The organism is Mesorhizobium sp. Z1-4 (assembly GCF_004000235.1).
GTDB lineage: Bacteria > Pseudomonadota > Alphaproteobacteria > Rhizobiales > Rhizobiaceae > RCIO01.
The window spans coordinates 451126-467852 of sequence record NZ_RCIO01000002.1 but is presented as its reverse complement, the minus strand read 5'-3'; the positions used below and the strand labels follow the sequence as shown (position 1 = coordinate 467852).

Sequence of the window (16727 nt, the reverse complement as noted above, 5' to 3'; positions counted from 1 at the left end):
CAATCTTTTGGAGGATATGCGAACGAATATGCATGAGTGATGGGCCAGGATTGGAACATCTTTCATTCGTGCCGCCTATTCGCATAGGCTGACAAATAGCAGGAAGGCCTGATAGGCCGGAACCGATCAATTTTCAAATGACAAGCGGGCCGCAAGCTCGCGGGAGAACCAAATGGCTACAGTTCCCTTTGATCAACTCGACGGCCACATATGGTTGAACGGGGCTTTTGTGCCGTGGGCCGACGCCAAGGTGCATGTGCTGTCGCACGGACTTCATTATGCCAGCGCCGTGTTTGAGGGCGAACGCGCATATGGCGGCGAGATATTCAAGCTGACCGAACATACCGAGCGTCTGCACGAATCCGCGCGTATCCTCGGTTTCGAGATTCCCTGGTCGGTTGCCGAGATCGACGACGCATGCCGCGAGCTTCTGAAGATGCAGCGATTCCGCGACGCCTATGTCCGCCCCATCGCCTGGCGCGGTAGCGAGCAGATGGGAGTCTCGGCGCAAAACAACAAGATCAATGCCGCAATCGCGATCTGGCAATGGCCGAGCTATTTTGACCCGGCGCAGAAGCTCAAGGGCATTCGCCTGGATATGGCACAGTACCGCCGTCCGGATCCGCGCACGGCCCCTTCGAAATCGAAAGCGGCCGGCCTTTACATGATATGCACGCTTTCCAAACATGCCGCTGAGGCAAAAGGCTATGCCGATGCGCTGATGCTCGACTGGCGCGGCCGCGTGGCCGAGGCCACCGGCGCCAACGTGTTTTTTGTCCAGGACGGGGTCATTCACACGCCCGATCCGGATTGTTTCCTGGACGGCATCACCCGCCGCACGGTTATCGATCTGGCCAAACGCCGCGGCTATGAAGTCGTCGAGCGTGAGATCATGCCTGAGGAGATGGAAGGTTTCGAGCAGTGTTTCCTGACCGGAACGGCTGCTGAGGTAACGCCGGTGTCGGAGATTGGCCCCTACCGCTTTACGGTCGGCGAAATCGCCCAGAACCTCATGAACGACTATACGGCCGAGGTGACTCCTAATCACGCGCTCGCAGCCGAATAGACGACGGCTTGCCATCGGATTGAAGGCCGGGCGGCGCACGCCCGGCCTTTTTTGTATGCCGTTTCTTTCTTTGACATTGGCAATGAACCCGGTTTGATGTCCTTGCGGCCAGCGGGGCCGCTACTGAGGAGGTGAAGCGATGGAATCACTCGTTCCCATCATCGTACAGATCGTCAGCGGTATCATTGGCGGTCAGGCCGTCGGCGCAGCGGTCAAGCAAGCGGCAATGGCGCAACTGCCCAAGATCATCAGTGGCGCGGTCGGCGGCGTGGCCGGCGGACAGATACTCGGCACCTTGCTCGCTGACCCGGCAACGGCAGGCGCCATGGGCGGACTGTTGGGCGATGCCGCCGGCGGATTGGGCGGCGGCGCAATTCTCACCGGTGTCGTCGGTGCAATCATGGGCGCAATGAACAAGCGCTGACCCGGTCAGACAAATAGTGCGGCGGCCTGGTTTGCAGGCCGCCGTCAACATTAGACAAGGAAATACTCATGGGGCAGCTGCGCGCCGGAATAGTGCCGGTCACGCCGTTTCAACAGAATTGTACGGTTCTGTTTGACGAGGCGACAAAGGAAGGCGTGGTCGTGGATCCGGGCGGCGATGTCGAAGTGATCCTGCAGACGCTTTCCGAGAACGGCCTCTCCATCAAGGAAATATGGCTCACCCACGGTCACCTCGACCATGCCGGCGGTGCAATGGAACTCAAGGATGCGCTCGATGTCCAGATCGTCGGACCGCATGAAGCCGACCGGCAGATGCTTTCCAATATCGAGCGCCAGTCCGAGCAGTTCGGCCTGCCCGGTGCGATGAAAAACTGCACGCCGGACAGATTTCTGACCGAAGGTGAAAAAGTTTCTTTCGGCGAGCACGAATTCGAGGTCCTGCACTGCCCCGGCCATGCACCGGGACATGTTGTTTTCTACAACCGTGCGGCAAAATTCGCCCATGTCGGCGACGTACTCTTCAACGGTTCGATCGGCCGCACCGACCTGCCGGGCGGCGACCACGACACGCTGATCAAGTCGATCAAGGAAAAGCTGCTGCCTCTTGGCGACGATATCGGCTTTATCTGCGGGCACGGGCCGGGCAGCCGTATCGGCGATGAACGCCGCAACAACCCGTTTCTTGTTTGAAGACAAAAAAGTGCGCCGCCATGGCTGGCGGCGCGAATTGAGGGGCAGGGAACCCCGGGGTAAGTCCGGAAACTACTCGGCGACGCAGAAACGCTTGTCGCCCGAATAGGTCGTGAATGTACCGGTGTCTGCGCGGAAGCTGCGGTAGCGTGCCCGGCAGTACTCGTACCAGCCGGGGCTCCACGGCTCTAGCGACCGGGAATATGCGGTCTCGTAGCCGTAGTTGCGCGGCGCCGGCGGGAAGAAGTCGCGGTCGGGCGACGGACGCGGGCGACGGTACGGATTCTGTGCCGCGGCGTTGTTGCGTGCGTTTGCCTGTTCGCTGAGCACACCGACAACGATCGCGCCGACCGCCAGCCCGATAATGCCTGCGCCGATTGCCTGACCGACACGGTCATCATGCCGCTCCACGCGATGCCGACGGTGCCTGTCGCCGGCCTCGGCGATTGGCATGGCAGAAAGCACGACCGCGGCGGTAGAAACCGAAAGGACCAAAGTCCGCGCGAAATTCTTCATTCTCATCTCCTTCGTACCGCGCCCAGGTGCGGCAGTTAGTTGGCAGGAGTGGTACGAAGACGCGCATGAACCGAAGCTGAACGCCTGAAGCCCGCTGCGAGGCAAAGGCCAGCCGCGTTCGTTGCAGCAATCAGCTATGTGTTGAGACAAAGCGCCGGATACGCGCGCACTGCGGCCCGCGTGGGCATTGCGGCATCAGCCGCCGCTGGAAGCCGGGGGCGGATTGATATCGCCCCCGTGCATGCTCGATCGGTTGCCGGGAAAATCCCGGCCGGCTTCAGCCTACCGACAGATTGACCGCCTTGGGGCCTTTGCCGCGCTGGTCAGGCTCGGTATCGAATGAGACTTTCTGTCCGTCTTCGAGACCGGGCAACCCGGACGCCTGGACGGCGGAGATGTGGACGAAAATGTCCTTGCCGCCTTCATCCGGGGTGATAAAGCCGAACCCCTTGGCATGGTTAAAGAACTTGACGGTTCCCGACTGGGGCATTGGGGAAACTCCTTTTTCTCCCAATTTCATTTGCCCGGCTCGCACCGGGCAGGTCGAAGTCGTTCACTGCGGGAAGAAGAAAAAGTCCGGTAGGCGCCGTCGTTCTTTTTATTTCGGTCGCGCAAACAGCCCGGCGCGCAGTATCGTCACGCTACCCGGGCGCTAGCCATTGTCCAATCTCCGGGCCCGCAAATGCCCGAACCCGGCGAATGTTCCCCATTTTGTCGGGGCGGGCAAGCGAAACTTTTGCGAACCGCTCGCCCGGACCGCACCTGAAATCAGGCTGCGGAGAGATTGACGGCCTTGGGGCCCTTGCCGCGGCGGTCAGGCTCGACGTCGAACGAGACCTTCTGGTTTTCAGCCAGGCTATGCATGCCCGAAGCTTCGACGGCGGAGATATGCACGAACACATCCTTGCTGCCGTCGTCCGGGGTGATAAAGCCGAAGCCCTTGCTTGCGTTGAAGAATTTGACAGTGCCTGTCTGAGCCATTGCGGTTACTCCGTAATTCCCGCGAATGAACGCGTCCGTGCCGCGTGCACGGTTTCGCTAATGTCGAGAGTTCACGATTTCGGGGAAGGGAGCACGTTTGGCGATCCAGTCTCCGGGTCAGTAAATGCCCGAACGCGCGGGCCTATGCCACGAAATTGAACGACAAACAAGCTGGATTGAGTTCGCCGATTTATTGCAACGCGCTATAATGAGCGCAGTTTGTAGGCCGTTTGAGCCGCACGAAGCCAAAGCTGATACGGCCCCTCACCCAACAAAACCCGCGACCGGTGCGGGACATCGCACCTCCCGCCCTGGTCCGGCAGGAGGGATGTGACCATGAGCCAGTTCCACGTTCTCGCAGACGCCAAGGGTGCGGTTCCGCACCCGGAAGTTCGCCGTATAAGCCTTAACGACCTAGCCGATGCGTTGCGCGCCGGCATCGACGATTTTGTCGCCATGCCATCGCACATCATCTTCATAATCATCATCTACCCGCTGGTCGGGGTTGTGCTTGCCGCCTGGACCTCTTCTGCGAGCGCCCTGCCGTTGATTTTCCCGCTTGCCTCGGGTTTCGCCCTGATCGGACCCTTCGCAGCGATCGGCCTCTATGAGATCAGCCGCAGGCGCGAAATGAACCAGAACGCCACCTGGCGCGACGCGCTTAGTGTGCGCAAATCGCCGGCATTGCCGGCGATTGCCTGGGTCGGCGCGTTGATGGTCGGCATCTTTGTTGCCTGGATGCTGGTTGCCCAAGGGCTTTATGTATGGCTGTTCGGCCCGATTCCGCCAGGCACCATCACCGAATTCGCCACCAACGTGTTTTACACCGCCGAAGGGCGCATACTGATGCTCGTCGGTAATCTTGCGGGCTTCGCCTTCGCGGTGGCAGCGCTCTGCACCGGCGTCGTTGCATTCCCGCTGCTTCTTGATCGCGACGTCGGCGCATGGGCCGCGATCACGACCTCTTGGCGCGCAGCGCTTGCAAACCCGTTCGAAATCGCGGTGTGGGGTCTGATCGTCGCCGTGCTCCTGGTAGTCGGCAGCCTGCCGGTGTTCGCGGGACTGATCATCGTACTGCCGGTGCTCGGCCACGCCACATGGCACCTCTATCGCAGGCTGATCGCGGCCTAAAAGCGTCAGCTTGAGGTGTCGAAACGGAGATCGGCAGGAGAAATCAGCACCGAAAATTGTTCGCACCAGATGACGACACTGGGATAGTCATCGAGGTTCAGGCCGGCAGGGATCGCATAGTTCTGACTGCCCTTGAATGCGCGCAGCTGGCCCAGGTCTACATACATCGCGTCCGAAAGATCGGATGACGAGCGTATGTTTGCCCTTGGCACGAGATAGACATGATATTTCGGCCCCGGCCCGACCTCGAAGTCCTCATGCAGAAATACGGTGTCCGAATAGACCGAAACGCCACCGCTGCCATAGTGGATTGGATCGCTCGGGTTGGCGTGAATGAATGTACCTTCCGCACGCTTGTCGGCTTGCACGGAACGCAACTCTTCCGCTGCGGGCGGTGGCGGAAATACATAAGGGAACAGGAAGAAACCGAGCGCAACACCGCCGGCGGCACCGAACACCGCACCGAAGAGAAATGTGACCAGTAAGCGCATCCTGCCCCCCTTCGATTGGCACAGTGCAGCGAAATCACCATTCGATCAAGCTGGCCGGTCAGGACGCACAATGCACTTGCTTCATGTGTCGGCGGGCCGGCACCAATTCGCCTTGAATATATCGGCAGCGGAGTCAGACCGCAGACGCGAACACGATTGACAATTCAAACTAGACCGTCCAGTCTAATTTTAATTGCCGGAGAACGAAATGCCGTCACACGACATGGAAAAAATGGCGCATTGCCGATGCGGCAAATGCGAGCTTGCTCTCAAAGGCGCGCCGATCGTCACATCCGCCTGTTATTGCTCCAGTTGCCAGAAGGCGGCGCTGAAGTTTGAGGGCCTGGCCGGCGCGGAACCCGTTCTGCAAACGGACGGCGGTACACCATACGTCCTGCAGCGCAAGGACCGGGTCCATTGCAACCATGGAGCTGAATTCCTCAAGGAATACCGGCTTTCAACGGAGGCGCCGACCCGACGTGTGATCGCGACCTGCTGCAACAGTCCAATGTTCCTGGAGTTCAAAGGCGGTCACTGGCTGAGCGTCTATCGCGACCGGCTTGCGCCCGGCGAGCGCCCGGCCACCGAGATGCGCACCATGACACAGGACCGCCGCGCCGGCGTTGAATTCCACGACGCCCTGCCGAGCTATGCCAAACATTCCGGACGGTTCATGTGGCGCCTGCTTTCAGCATGGATCGCCATGGGCTTCCGTTCGCCCAGGATCGACTACGTTACAGGATATCTCGATGACTGATTCATCCGGCAAGATCGAGGTGCTGAGCATCACCTCACCCGGCTACGTGACGCGTCTGGATCGGCCGAAGTTTGAGGCCATGCGCGATGCGATGCTCGAGGTATTGCCTTCCGATGCTCCGGGCATCACCGTCGCGGAAACGAAGAAGCGTCTGCTGCCGTTGCTGCCGGACGATCTTTTTCCCAGTGGCGAAAAGGCGGGCTGGTGGCTGAAGGCCGTGCAGCTCGATCAGGAGGCACGCGGCACGATCAAGCGGGCGCCGGGCAGCCCGGTGCGGCTGTACAAGGTGTGAAGCTGGCGGCCGGGAGCCAGATATGCCCAGCGCCCGGCTCAGTGCCCCTCATAGGCGATCAGCGTACGCACATCGACGCCAAGCGCTTCCAGCTTCTTGCGCCCGCCGAGATCCGGCAGGTCGATGACGAAGCAGGCGGCGACAATATCTGCGCCCATCTGGGTCAGCAGCTTCACCGCCCCTTCCGCCGTACCGCCGGTCGCGATCAGGTCGTCCACCAGAATGACCTTCTCGCCTTCCTTCACCGCATCGCGGTGCATCTCCATTTCGTCAATGCCGTATTCGAGGCTGTAGGCGACGCGCACGGTTTCGTGCGGGAGCTTGCCTTTCTTGCGGATCGGAATGAAGCCGGAGGAAAGCTGGTGCGCGATCGCGCCACCCAGGATGAAGCCCCTCGCTTCGATACCCGCGATCTTGTCGATCTTTTCGCCCGCGTAAGGGTGAACGAGCTCGTCGACAGCGCGCCGGAAGGCCCGCGCATTGCCGAGAAGGGTGGTGATGTCTCGAAACAGGATACCGGGTTTCGGATAATCCGGGATCGTACGGATCGCCGAAAGCAGCGTTTCTTCCAGTGATTGTCTCATGTGCCCCGCCCGTTGCCAGCCCGGCCATTCTTGCAGTCTTTGGCCGCAAATGAAAAGGGCGCCAGCGGCGCCCTCTATCGCATGTCTGGCCGTTTCGCTCAGTGCGCGGTGTCGGCCCACACTTTGCGTTTGGTGAGATAGGTCAGCCCGGCAAACAGCACCAGGAAGATCAGCACCACAAAGCCCGTCTTCTTGCGCGCTTCCATGTGTGGCTCGGCCGCCCACATCAGAAATGCTGTCACGTCCTTCGCATACTGGTCGACCGTTTCGGGGGACCCGTCGTCATAGGTGACAAGGCCATCGGAAAGCGGAGCAGGCATCGCGAGCGCGGGACCCGCCACGAAATACGGGTTGTAATACGCGCCTTCCGGCACGCTCACATGATCGGGTATCTCGTCGGTATAACCTGTCAGCAGGCTGTAGACATAGTCGGGTCCGCTTTCGGCATACTGGGTGAAGATGTCGAAGACGAACGTCGGGAACCCGCGTTCCACGCCGCGCGCTTTGGCGATCAGCGAAAGATCGGGCGGCGCGGCGCCGTTGTTGGAAGCCGCTGCCTGTTCCTCATTGACAAAAGGCGACGGAAAATAGTCAGACGGGATGCCGGCGCGCTCGAACATGTCGCCTGCCGAATCCGGGCCGTCCATCACGGTGTATTCGGCCGCCAGCGTTTTGACCTGGGCTTCCGAATAGCCGAGATCCTCCAGCGTACGGAACGAGACGAAGCTCAGCCCGTGACAGGCCGCGCAGGATTCGCGGTACACCTTCAGGCCACGCTGCAGCTGGCCGCGATCATAGGTGCCGAATGGCCCGGCGAACGACCAGTCCGCGGCGTGCGGATGCTCGATCGGATAGTGCGGTGTGCCGCCTTCACCATCCTCCGCCGCCGAGGCCATGCCGGCACCGGCGATGCTCAGGCTGAGAGCGAGAAATCCCTTGAGGATCAGTTTCATGAGAAGTCCTTTCGAGCCTCAGCCTCGGGTTTCGGGCGATGCATTGCTGGCAGCCGGTTGCGCGGCAGCCTCGCCACCCTTGTTCTTTTCCAGAACTGCCTCGGTGATCGAGTTGGGCAGCCGCTTCGGCGTTTCGATCAGGCCAAGCACGGGCATGATGATGATGAAGAACGCGAAGTAGTAGAAAGTGCCGATCTGCGCCATGGCCACGTAGGCACCTTCCGCGGGCTTGGCGCCCAGCCATCCGAGGAAGATGGCGTCGGCAACGAAGAGCCAGAAGAACAGTTTGTACCAGGGACGGTAGACCGCCGAACGCACCTTCGAGGTATCGAGCCACGGCACGAAGAACAGCACCAGGATCGAACCGAACATGGCGAGCACGCCGCCGAGTTTGGAATCGATCGGCCCGATCGAGAAGGTGATCGCACGCAGGATCGCGTAGAACGGCAGGTAGTACCATTCAGGCACGATATGTGCCGGCGTCTTCAACGGATTGGCTTCGGTGTAGTTGTCCGGGTGGCCGAGATAGTTCGGAATGTAGAAGACGAAGTAGGCGAACACAGCCAGGAACACGATCATCGCGAACATGTCCTTCGCGGTGGCGTGCGGCGTGAACGGCACCGTATCGGTCTTCGACTTCACCTCGATCCCGGTCGGGTTGGTCTGACCCGTCACGTGCAGCGCCCACACATGCAGAACTACAACGCCGGCAATCATGAACGGCAGCAGGTAATGCAGCGAGAAGAAGCGGTTGAGTGTCGGGTTGTCGACCGCGAAGCCGCCAAGCAGCAGCTGCTGGATCCAATCGCCCACCAGCGGAATGGCGGTGAAGAACCCGGTGATGACCGTGGCGCCCCAGAAGCTCATCTGACCCCAGGGAAGCACGTAACCCATGAAGCCCGTCGCCATCATCAGAAGGTAGATGATGCAGCCGAGAATCCACAGCATCTCGCGCGGCGCCTTGTAGGAGCCGTAGTAGAGACCACGGAAGATATGGATGTAGACGGCGATGAAGAAGAACGATGCGCCGTTGGCGTGCAGATAACGCAGCAGCCAGCCGGAGTTCACGTCACGCATGATCTTCTCGACCGAATTGAAGGCGAGATCGACATGCGCGGTGTAGTGCATGGCCAGCACGATGCCGGTCAGAATCTGCGCCACCAGCATGATGGTGAGAATGCCACCGAATGTGTAGGCGTAGTTCAGGTTGCGCGGCACCGGATAGGCCACGAATGAATCATACATAAGCCGCGGCAGCGGCAGACGCTGGTCGATCCAGCGTTCAATGCCCGTCTTCGGCTCGTAGGTGGAATGTCCGCCACTCATATGCGTGCCCTCTCCTGCCTCAGCCGATCGAAATCGTGGATTCGGAAATGAAATTGAACGTCGGCACCGCCAGGTTCTCCGGCGCCGGACCCTTACGGATGCGGCCGGCCGTATCGTAGTGCGAACCGTGGCAGGGGCAGAACCAGCCACCGAAATCGCCTGCCTGACCGAGCGGCACGCAGCCGAGATGCGTGCACGAGCCGATCATGACGATCCAGTTTTCCCGGCCCTCGCCCGCCGAGCGCTCCAGGTCTGTGGCCGGTGCATCGGATGCAACATTCGCATTGCGCGCGACCGGATCTTTCAGCTCTTCGAGCGGAACGGACTTCGCGGCCTCGACCTCTTCAGGCGTGCGGTTGCGGATGAACACCGGCTTGCCACGCCATTTCACGGTGATCGACATGCCGGGTTCGACACCGGAAACATCCACGTCGATAGTCGCCAGCGCCAGCGTCGAGGCATCCGGGCGCATCTGGTCGATGAAGGGCCATGCGACGCCGGCCGCGCCTACTGCGCCTGCCGTTCCTGTGGCTATGTAGAGAAAGTCGCGGCGGTTCGGATCGGTCGTTTCGGTCGCGCTCACGGGATGGCTATCCTTTCGGCATTGCTTGCCGGCGGAACGAGGCCTGCGCCCGATGGCCGCTCGGTATCGAAAAGCAGGCCATTTCGGCGCGCGGAATCCCCCGGCGTTCGGCGTTGGGTTCTATGCGCGTGAGCTAGGCTTGTCCAGACGCCCGCGCAGGTTGTGGGCAGTTTGTCGCGGCCCGCCGGCGATATGGGTCCAGCCTCTCTTTTCGGCTGCTGCTGCTGCCGTTGCCGCCTGCGCTTCTGGCCCAAACCAGCCGTGCTGAAGGATCATGACGCTCGTGCGCCCGAGCGATAAGATTGCCGGATGGTGAAGGTGATCGAAAAATCTGCTTGGTCGGGCGACGCTGAAAAGTGGAACGGCGAAGTTCTGGGGCGCCAACTGGATGCCGGCATATGCCTGATATTCAATGACTTCGACACCGTCGGCGGCGGGCCGCGCCTGCATTCGCACCCCTACCCCGAGACGTTCATCATCAAGGCGGGAAACGCGCTTTTTACCGTTGGCGACCGCGAAATTCGGGCAACCGCGGGACAGATTCTCACCGTGCCTGCCGGCCTGCCGCACAAATTTTCAAACCTGGGGCCGGGCCGGCTGGAAACGATCGACATTCACGAAAACGAGGATTTCGTGACCGAGTGGCTTGAATAGCCGTTAGCTGGCGCCCAGCCGGGCGAGCACTTCGCCGGGAATCGCATATTCGCGGATCACATCCGCATGGCGCCTGAGGCCGCAAAGCTCACGCTGGATAAAATAGGCATAGACGGCCTGTGCCGCCTCGCGGAGCAGCCGGTCGCGCGCCTCCGGCCGGCCTTCGTTCAAGCGCCGCAGCGTCAGCTGCACCCGCTCACCCGCACGGCCCAGCGACGCCGCCTTTTCACCCATGATTTCATGGTCGAGCGGCCCGAGTGTATTGACCGGTCCGCCGATGGCGGATCTCGCATATTGGCTGGGAGGGCGAACCGCCAAGGCGCTACTCAGCGGCCAGGCGGCTTGGAAGGAACCCACCAGACTGCCGTTTCCACAGCTGCGCGTAGAGCCCGCCGCGGGCGAGAAGCTGGTCATGGCGGCCCTCCTCCACGATCCGCCCTTCATCGAGAACGACAAGTCTGTCGAGCGCGGCAATCGTGGACAACCGGTGCGCCACCGCAATCACCGTCTTGCCTTCCATCATGGTGAACAGGTTTTCCTGAATCGCCGCCTCGATTTCGGAATCGAGTGCCGATGTCGCTTCGTCCAGTATCAGTATGGGCGCATTCTTGAGCATCATGCGCGCGATCGCGATTCGCTGCCGCTGGCCGCCCGACAGCTTTACGCCGCGTTCGCCGACATGGGCATCATAACCTTTGCGGCCGCGCTGGTCGGCCACACCCATGATGAACTCATGCGCAGAGGCGCGTTTCGCCGCCTCGATGATCTCGTCTTCGCTCGATCCCGGTTTGCCATAGGCGATGTTGTCGCGGATCGAGCGGTGCATCAGCATCGGGTCCTGGCTCACGACTCCGAACTGCTGGCGCAGCGATCCCTGGGTCAGCGTGCGGATATCGTTTCCGTCGAGCAATACCCGGCCGCTTTCGACATCGAACAGCCGCAGCGCCAGATTGGCTATCGTCGTCTTGCCAGCGCCCGAGGGACCGACAAGCGCCACTCGTTCGCCCGGCTGGATATGGAGGTCGAGATTGGCAATGACGCGATCGGCCTGCGTGTGGGCATCCTTGCCGTAGTTGAAAGTGACATTGTCGAACACGATGTCGCCCGAAGCTCGCTCCATCGTCCGCGCGTCAGCAGCGTCGCGAATGGCGGGTTCGACCGAAATCGTTCCCGTCGCGTCCTGCACAGTAGCGAAATTGCGGATCAGGCCGTTGATATTGAACATCACGTAGCCCGACATCTGATTGAGGCGCAGGCAAAGACCCATGACCGCCGCCACCTCGCCGGTGCTGGTGCCGCCGGCCATCCATCCCCGTACGACGAGAATCCCGACGGCAGCGATCATCAGCCCATTGATGATGGCAACTGCCGCGCGCACCTTGGTGATCGCTCGCGTCAGCTTCCGAACTGCCTGCAGAAACCGTTCCATGCCGTCACGCACGAAGGCGTGTTCGCGCCGGCCGCTGTCGAACAGCTTGACAGCCATGATGTTGGTGAACGCGTCCACAAGCCGCCCGTTCAGGATCGACCTTTCATCGGCAGTCTTGCGGCCTGCGGCGCGCAGCGGCGGCAACAGCTTCCAGGCCGTCACGCCATAGGCCGCGAGCCACACCACCATAACCAGGCCCATGACCGGATCGAGCGCCGTCAATATGGTCACCGCCAGCACGAGGAACGTGAAAAATGACCACATCGTCTGAAGCGACGACACGATGAAATCGCCCGTCGCCTCGCCCCCTTGCAGTATCTTGGTGGCAATGCGCCCCGCAAAATCGTTCTGGTAGAATTCGTAGGGCTGCTCGATGACGCGACGAAACGCCTGCCAGCGTACGAGCTGAAAGAAATGCGGCGCGATGATCTGCTGCTCGACGACGGCCGCGGCGATCACCACGGCGGCCCGCAGAACCAGCACGAGCACCAGCAGCGCCGTCAGGTGCGGCCAGTAATCTTCGATAAGCGCCGCCGGCGATGTGGCATCCAGAATGTCGATCAGCCAGCCGATGGCCCAATAGGTGCCGGCCTCGACCGCCCCGGACAATCCGCCGATCACCAGCAGCATCACGAACGGGAATTTGGCCTGATTGGCAAAAAACAGGATGAAACGAAGCGCCTCGCGCGGCAGCACCTCGCGACCCGTGTCGGAAAACGGATCGATGAGCCTTTCGGCCCAGCTCCATATTCGGTCACGCTTGCCGTTCGCTTCGCTCATCCGACCCACTTTTCGTTGCGGAACGCGCCGCCGCGGCCGCGACGGCCGCGGCGGCAATCATAGTTGGAGCGCGCACCCCTCGAAGGCAACCGCTCCAGATGGTCAAGCAGGAACGGCTACTCCGCTGCGTCCTGCCGTTCCACATTGGCATCGACATCGATGAAGCCGCCCGACTGCCGGCGCCACAGTTCGGCGTAAAGCCCGCCTGTGCCGACAAGCTCGTCATGCGTGCCCTGCTCCAGCACGTGGCCCTGGTCGAGAACCACAAGCCGGTCCATAGCCGAAATGGTCGACAGCCGGTGCGCAATCGCGATCACCGTCTTGCCTTCCATCAGCCGGTAGAGGTTCTGCTGAATAGCCTCCTCCACCTCCGAATCGAGCGCCGACGTAGCCTCGTCCAGTATCAGCACCGGCGCATCCTTGAGCATGACGCGTGCGATCGCGATACGCTGCCGCTGCCCGCCCGAAAGCTTCACGCCCCGCTCGCCGACATAGGCGTCGTAGCCCTTGCGGCCCTTCGGGTCGGTGAGTTCGAGAATGAACTCATGTGCCTCGGCCCGCTTCGCAGCTTCGATCATCATCTCCTCGGTCGCATCCGGGCGGCCATAGAGAATGTTGTCGCGCACCGAGCGGTGCAGCAAAGACGTGTCCTGCGTGACCATGCCGATATTGGCGCGCAGGCTGTCCTGCGTGGCGTTGGCTATGTCCTGCCCGTCGATCAGGATGCTGCCGCCCTCGACATCGTAAAGGCGCAGCAGCACATTGATCAGCGTCGATTTGCCGGCGCCGGACCGGCCGACAAGACCGACCTTCTCGCCGGGTTTCACCGACAGGGTCAGGTCCTCAATGACACCCTTTTCCTTGCCGTAGTGGAAGCGGACGTTCTTGAACGCAATCTCGCCGCGCTTCACATCGAGTGTTTCGGCCGCAGGTCTGTCCTGGACCTGCCGCGGTCGCGCGATCGTGTCCATGCCGTCCTGTGCCATGCCGATATTCTCGAACACGCCGGCAAGTTCCCACATGATCCAGTGGCTCATGCCTTCCAGCCGCATGACCAGGCCGATGGCAACGGCAATCGCGCCGACAGTCACCGCGCCCGCGGTCCACGACCAGATGCCGACAGCACCGACAGCGGCAAGAAGCATCGCATTCGACAAGTTCAGCCCGAAGTTGAGCTTGGTCACAAAGCGCATTTGCGGATGCACGGTATCGAGGAACTGCGACATCGCCTCGCGCGCATACCGTTCCTCCCGGCCGGCATGGGCAAACAGCTTCACGGTCATGATGTTGGTGTAGCTATCGACCACACGGCCGGTCATGAGCGAACGCGCGTCCGCCTGCTTGCCCGAGATGTCGCGTAACTTCGGCAGGTAGTGACGCAGAAGTGTAGAATATGCGAGCAGCCAGACAACGAACGGCACCATCAGCCACAGGTCGAAACTCGCCACGAGCACCATGGCCGAGACGAAATAGACTGCAACAAACACAAAGACGTCGAGCGCCTTGGTCACCATCTCGCGCACGCCAAGCGCGCCTTGCATCACCTTGGTTGCAACCCGGCCGGCAAACTCATCCTGATAAAAGGCAAGGCTCTGCCGCAGCAGATACCGGTGCGCCTTCCAACGAATGAGCATCGGATAATTTCCGAAGATCGTCTGGTGCATGATGAGACTGTGCACGAGTCCCAGCGCCGGCAGGAGCAGCAGCACGATCGCCGCCATCCCCGCAAGGCTCCAGAACTCGTCACGCAGGAACGTCTCGGGATTCGCACCCGTCAACCAGTCGACGATGTCTCCCAGGAAGCTGAACACAACCACCTGAAGGACCGCGATGATCGCGGTCAGTCCTCCGACAACCGCGAACCATGGCCAGACCCCGCGCGAATAATGCCAGGCGAATGCCGCCAGATTGCGCGGGGGCTGCACAGGTTCCTCGGGCGGGAACGGGTTCAGTCGAGTTTCAAACCATTTGAACATGGTCTCATGCCTTCTCTGGGCTTCAGCGGTGGCCGCTGCGGTGACCGGAAAAGCCCGGTCGCGTCGCAGGCTTCGCCGCTTTGTTGGTCTGGTCAGGCCGGCCGTGACCGCCCTTGGTTTTGTTTTGCCCGGCGTCCTTATTGTCGGTCGCCGGTGCGGCCGTGCCAAGCGCGGCGGTGAATGCTGCCGACAGCCTCTTGTCAGGAGTCGGCGGAGCGGGCTCCGGCAGTATTGCCGCGTCGGACGAAAGCGGATGGAGCGGCGACGGGCTTTGACCCTTGCGGGCCTTGGGATTTCTTGCGTGCATGGATGAACTCTCTCGAAACGGAACGGGGTTCCGGCGGAGTTCGGCGACGCGTTATGAAATTGTCAGTAAGGTCCGAACCGAGTCCGCCGTCAGGCAAACGCCCCGCTGCGGAGGCGCGCTGTCGCGATGAGCATCCAGTTATCCATCACTGCCTCCATTGGCTTCGGTTTCGAGAGGCCGGCTTATAGCCTGCCGCGCCCGTGCTTGCCAGCCCGTATCGGCGCGGAGACCCACTATCGTCCTCAGTGTTGTCAATTGGCAACCATCCGGGCCGCCATCGCGGGCATGGCGGCCCGTTCGGCGCGACGATTGAACCTGGCGATCGCAAGCTCGTAGTTGATCCACAACAGGCGCACGACATCGCGGGCGTCCTCTTCCGAGCTGATGCGGCGCACCAGCGGCCCCGCGCCTTGCGGAAAAAGCGGGTGGTCAGCGACCCGCCCCGCATGCCTCAGTTGCGCACGCAGCGGGCCTTCGAACCGGAAGAAGGCGGCGTTTCCGCTGTCCAGATATCCGATTTCGTGCCGGTTGACCTTGAAGCGGATCTCGCCCCGCCGCCCCAGACTGGCGCTGACACCGAACCATGATCCGACTTCATCGATTATTTGCCGGCCGAACCGGCTTCTGCTTTCCATGATGGGTGCTCCTTGAAATCGTCTTTCGAACGGGAGCGCGACAAATAGAAGTTCAACTTAACTTGAAGTCAAGCGCAAATCGTGATGAATAGGCGCACATGGAAACCACTCTCACAATCGGTGCGGTCGCGAAGCGGTCCGGTGTCGCAGCGTCGGCACTTCGGTTCTACGAAGAACGCGGCCTGATCCGTTCCGAACGCAATGGCTCGGCGCACCGGCGTTTCGTCCGTTCGACGCTGCGCCGCATCGCGTTCATCGTGTTCGCCCAAAAGGTCGGACTGACCCTCGAGGAGATCGGCGCCGAACTCGCCAAGCTGCCGGATGGTCGCACTCCGACAAAATCGGACTGGCACAAGCTCTCCTCCGGCTGGGCCCACCGCATCGACGAACGCATCGGCGAGTTGCAGCGCCTCAAGGAAGGTCTGGCGGACTGCATCGGCTGCGGCTGCCTGTCGATGCGGCAGTGCAAATTGGTCAATCCGGCCGACAAGGCTGCAAGCAAGGGCGCCGGCCCGCGCTACTGGCTGGGCGACAAGCAGCCGAAATGAACACCGGTTCAACCGCTTCCCCGACCCGGTTCCGTCTCGCGCTCTATCAGCCCGACATCGCGGGAAACACCGGGGCCATCCTGCGGCTCGGCGCATGCCTGGGTGTCGGGGTCGATGTGATCGGACCGGCCGGCTTCGACTTTTCCGACCGCGCGCTAAAGCGCGCCGGCATGGACTATCTGGCAATGGCAGCGCTCGCCCGCCATGACGACTGGAGATCGTTTGAGGAGAACCGCAAGGCGGAGGGCCGGCGGCTGATCCTCTTCACTACGACCGGAGACACGCCTTACACGCGGTTCGAATACCGCCCGGGTGACACGCTTCTGTTCGGGCGCGAATCGTCCGGCGCGCCGGAGGAGGTCCACGCCGCCGCTGCCGCACGCCTGCTGATCCCGATGCCGGGCAGCGGCCGCAGCCTCAATCTGGCAATGTCAGCGGCGATGGCGGCAGGCGAAGCAATGCGGCAAGTTTCTACTATAGCCCCTTCCTGAGCGCCCTGCCGACGAACCTCAAAAGCCTAGATAGACGTTAGGGGTAGCAATCCTTTAGATTCTATTGGATTCAAATTTGATGCCATGTAATAA

The 16727-nt window shown here is 61.3% G+C and carries 21 protein-coding genes; 9 read left to right on the top strand and 12 right to left on the bottom strand.

All coding sequences use genetic code 11. The annotated features are described in order from the left end of the window. Nucleotides 1-172: 172 nt before the first annotated feature. From EP165_RS09290 to EP165_RS09280, 3 genes are all read left to right on the top strand, one after another. Nucleotides 173-1066, top strand: coding sequence for a branched-chain amino acid aminotransferase (locus EP165_RS09290; protein ID WP_127521716.1), 894 nt, complete (start codon nucleotides 173-175; stop codon nucleotides 1064-1066). A 139-nt stretch (nucleotides 1067-1205) separates the two neighbouring features. Further along, nucleotides 1206-1490 (top strand): hypothetical protein, encoded by a 285-nt coding sequence (locus EP165_RS09285; RefSeq protein ID WP_127521714.1) that lies wholly within the window; start codon nucleotides 1206-1208, stop codon nucleotides 1488-1490. Nucleotides 1491-1558: 68 nt separating this feature from the next. Then, complete coding sequence (locus EP165_RS09280) at nucleotides 1559-2200, top strand: MBL fold metallo-hydrolase (protein WP_127521712.1); 642 nt, start codon at nucleotides 1559-1561, stop codon at nucleotides 2198-2200. Nucleotides 2201-2272: 72 nt separating this feature from the next. On the opposite strand, the gene EP165_RS09275 is transcribed toward EP165_RS09280, so the two are convergent. From EP165_RS09275 to EP165_RS09265, 3 genes are all read right to left on the bottom strand, one after another. Beyond that, nucleotides 2273-2716, bottom strand: coding sequence for a BA14K family protein (locus EP165_RS09275; protein ID WP_164742991.1), 444 nt, complete (start codon nucleotides 2714-2716; stop codon nucleotides 2273-2275). A gap of 277 nt (nucleotides 2717-2993) precedes the next feature. Then, a complete protein-coding gene (locus tag EP165_RS09270) occupies nucleotides 2994-3206 on the bottom strand; it encodes a cold-shock protein (RefSeq protein ID WP_127521707.1) in 213 nt (70 codons plus the stop codon). Nucleotides 3207-3484: 278 nt separating this feature from the next. Further along, nucleotides 3485-3697, bottom strand: coding sequence for a cold-shock protein (locus tag EP165_RS09265; RefSeq protein ID WP_127521705.1), 213 nt, complete (start codon nucleotides 3695-3697; stop codon nucleotides 3485-3487). A gap of 336 nt (nucleotides 3698-4033) precedes the next feature. Here EP165_RS09265 and EP165_RS09260 point away from each other — a divergent pair, with 336 nt between their 5' ends. Continuing rightward, a complete protein-coding gene (locus tag EP165_RS09260) occupies nucleotides 4034-4828 on the top strand; it encodes a DUF2189 domain-containing protein (protein WP_127521703.1) in 795 nt (264 codons plus the stop codon). 5 nt (nucleotides 4829-4833) lie between these two features. On the opposite strand, the gene EP165_RS09255 is transcribed toward EP165_RS09260, so the two are convergent. Further along, nucleotides 4834-5319, bottom strand: a complete 486-nt coding sequence (locus EP165_RS09255; protein ID WP_127521701.1) for a DM13 domain-containing protein — start codon at nucleotides 5317-5319, stop codon at nucleotides 4834-4836. Between the two features lie 208 nt (nucleotides 5320-5527). On the opposite strand from EP165_RS09255, the gene EP165_RS09250 reads away from it, so the two are divergent. Both EP165_RS09250 and EP165_RS09245 read left to right on the top strand, forming a co-directional pair. After that, complete coding sequence (locus EP165_RS09250) at nucleotides 5528-6076, top strand: GFA family protein (RefSeq protein ID WP_206075892.1); 549 nt, start codon at nucleotides 5528-5530, stop codon at nucleotides 6074-6076. Further along, nucleotides 6069-6368: a DUF6958 family protein gene (locus tag EP165_RS09245; protein ID WP_127521699.1), complete on the top strand. Its 300-nt coding sequence runs from the start codon at nucleotides 6069-6071 to the stop codon at nucleotides 6366-6368. Before EP165_RS09250 ends, EP165_RS09245 begins: the two co-directional genes overlap by 8 nt. 38 nt (nucleotides 6369-6406) lie before the next feature. Here EP165_RS09245 and EP165_RS09240 read toward each other — a convergent pair whose 3' ends face one another. The 4 genes from EP165_RS09240 to petA form a co-directional block, all read right to left on the bottom strand. Further along, nucleotides 6407-6952 (bottom strand): adenine phosphoribosyltransferase, encoded by a 546-nt coding sequence (locus tag EP165_RS09240; RefSeq protein WP_127521697.1) that lies wholly within the window; start codon nucleotides 6950-6952, stop codon nucleotides 6407-6409. A 98-nt stretch (nucleotides 6953-7050) separates the two neighbouring features. Then, a complete protein-coding gene (locus EP165_RS09235; protein ID WP_127521695.1) occupies nucleotides 7051-7905 on the bottom strand; it encodes a cytochrome c1 in 855 nt (284 codons plus the stop codon). A gap of 18 nt (nucleotides 7906-7923) precedes the next feature. Further along, on the bottom strand, nucleotides 7924-9231 hold the full coding sequence (locus EP165_RS09230) for a cytochrome b (RefSeq protein ID WP_127521693.1): 1308 nt from the start codon (nucleotides 9229-9231) through the stop codon (nucleotides 7924-7926). 19 nt (nucleotides 9232-9250) lie between these two features. Further along, entirely contained in the window at nucleotides 9251-9814 is a 564-nt protein-coding gene (petA, locus tag EP165_RS09225; RefSeq protein ID WP_127521691.1) for a ubiquinol-cytochrome c reductase iron-sulfur subunit, read from the bottom strand. A gap of 309 nt (nucleotides 9815-10123) precedes the next feature. On the opposite strand from petA, the gene EP165_RS09220 reads away from it, so the two are divergent. Beyond that, a complete protein-coding gene (locus EP165_RS09220; RefSeq protein ID WP_127521689.1) occupies nucleotides 10124-10468 on the top strand; it encodes a cupin domain-containing protein in 345 nt (114 codons plus the stop codon). Between the two features lie 3 nt (nucleotides 10469-10471). Here EP165_RS09220 and EP165_RS09215 read toward each other — a convergent pair whose 3' ends face one another. The 4 genes from EP165_RS09215 to EP165_RS09200 all read right to left on the bottom strand — a co-directional run bounded on the left by EP165_RS09215 (nucleotide 10472) and on the right by EP165_RS09200 (nucleotide 15595). Beyond that, on the bottom strand, nucleotides 10472-10786 hold the full coding sequence (locus tag EP165_RS09215) for a DUF6665 family protein (RefSeq protein WP_127521687.1): 315 nt from the start codon (nucleotides 10784-10786) through the stop codon (nucleotides 10472-10474). 4 nt (nucleotides 10787-10790) lie between these two features. Continuing rightward, nucleotides 10791-12677: an ABC transporter ATP-binding protein gene (locus EP165_RS09210; protein ID WP_127521685.1), complete on the bottom strand. Its 1887-nt coding sequence runs from the start codon at nucleotides 12675-12677 to the stop codon at nucleotides 10791-10793. A 116-nt stretch (nucleotides 12678-12793) separates the two neighbouring features. After that, entirely contained in the window at nucleotides 12794-14653 is a 1860-nt protein-coding gene (locus EP165_RS09205; RefSeq protein WP_127521683.1) for an ABC transporter ATP-binding protein, read from the bottom strand. 558 nt (nucleotides 14654-15211) lie between these two features. Beyond that, nucleotides 15212-15595 (bottom strand): luciferase domain-containing protein, encoded by a 384-nt coding sequence (locus EP165_RS09200; protein ID WP_127521682.1) that lies wholly within the window; start codon nucleotides 15593-15595, stop codon nucleotides 15212-15214. A 98-nt stretch (nucleotides 15596-15693) separates the two neighbouring features. On the opposite strand from EP165_RS09200, the gene soxR reads away from it, so the two are divergent. Together soxR and EP165_RS09190 are read left to right on the top strand one after the other, a co-directional pair. Then, nucleotides 15694-16143 carry a redox-sensitive transcriptional activator SoxR gene (soxR, locus tag EP165_RS09195; protein WP_127521680.1) on the top strand — a complete coding sequence of 150 codons (450 nt, stop codon included), beginning with the start codon at nucleotides 15694-15696 and terminating at the stop codon, nucleotides 16141-16143. Beyond that, nucleotides 16140-16634, top strand: a complete 495-nt coding sequence (locus EP165_RS09190; protein ID WP_127521678.1) for a tRNA (cytidine(34)-2'-O)-methyltransferase — start codon at nucleotides 16140-16142, stop codon at nucleotides 16632-16634. The genes soxR and EP165_RS09190 overlap by 4 nt, the downstream gene beginning before the upstream one ends. Nucleotides 16635-16727 lie beyond the last annotated feature (93 nt).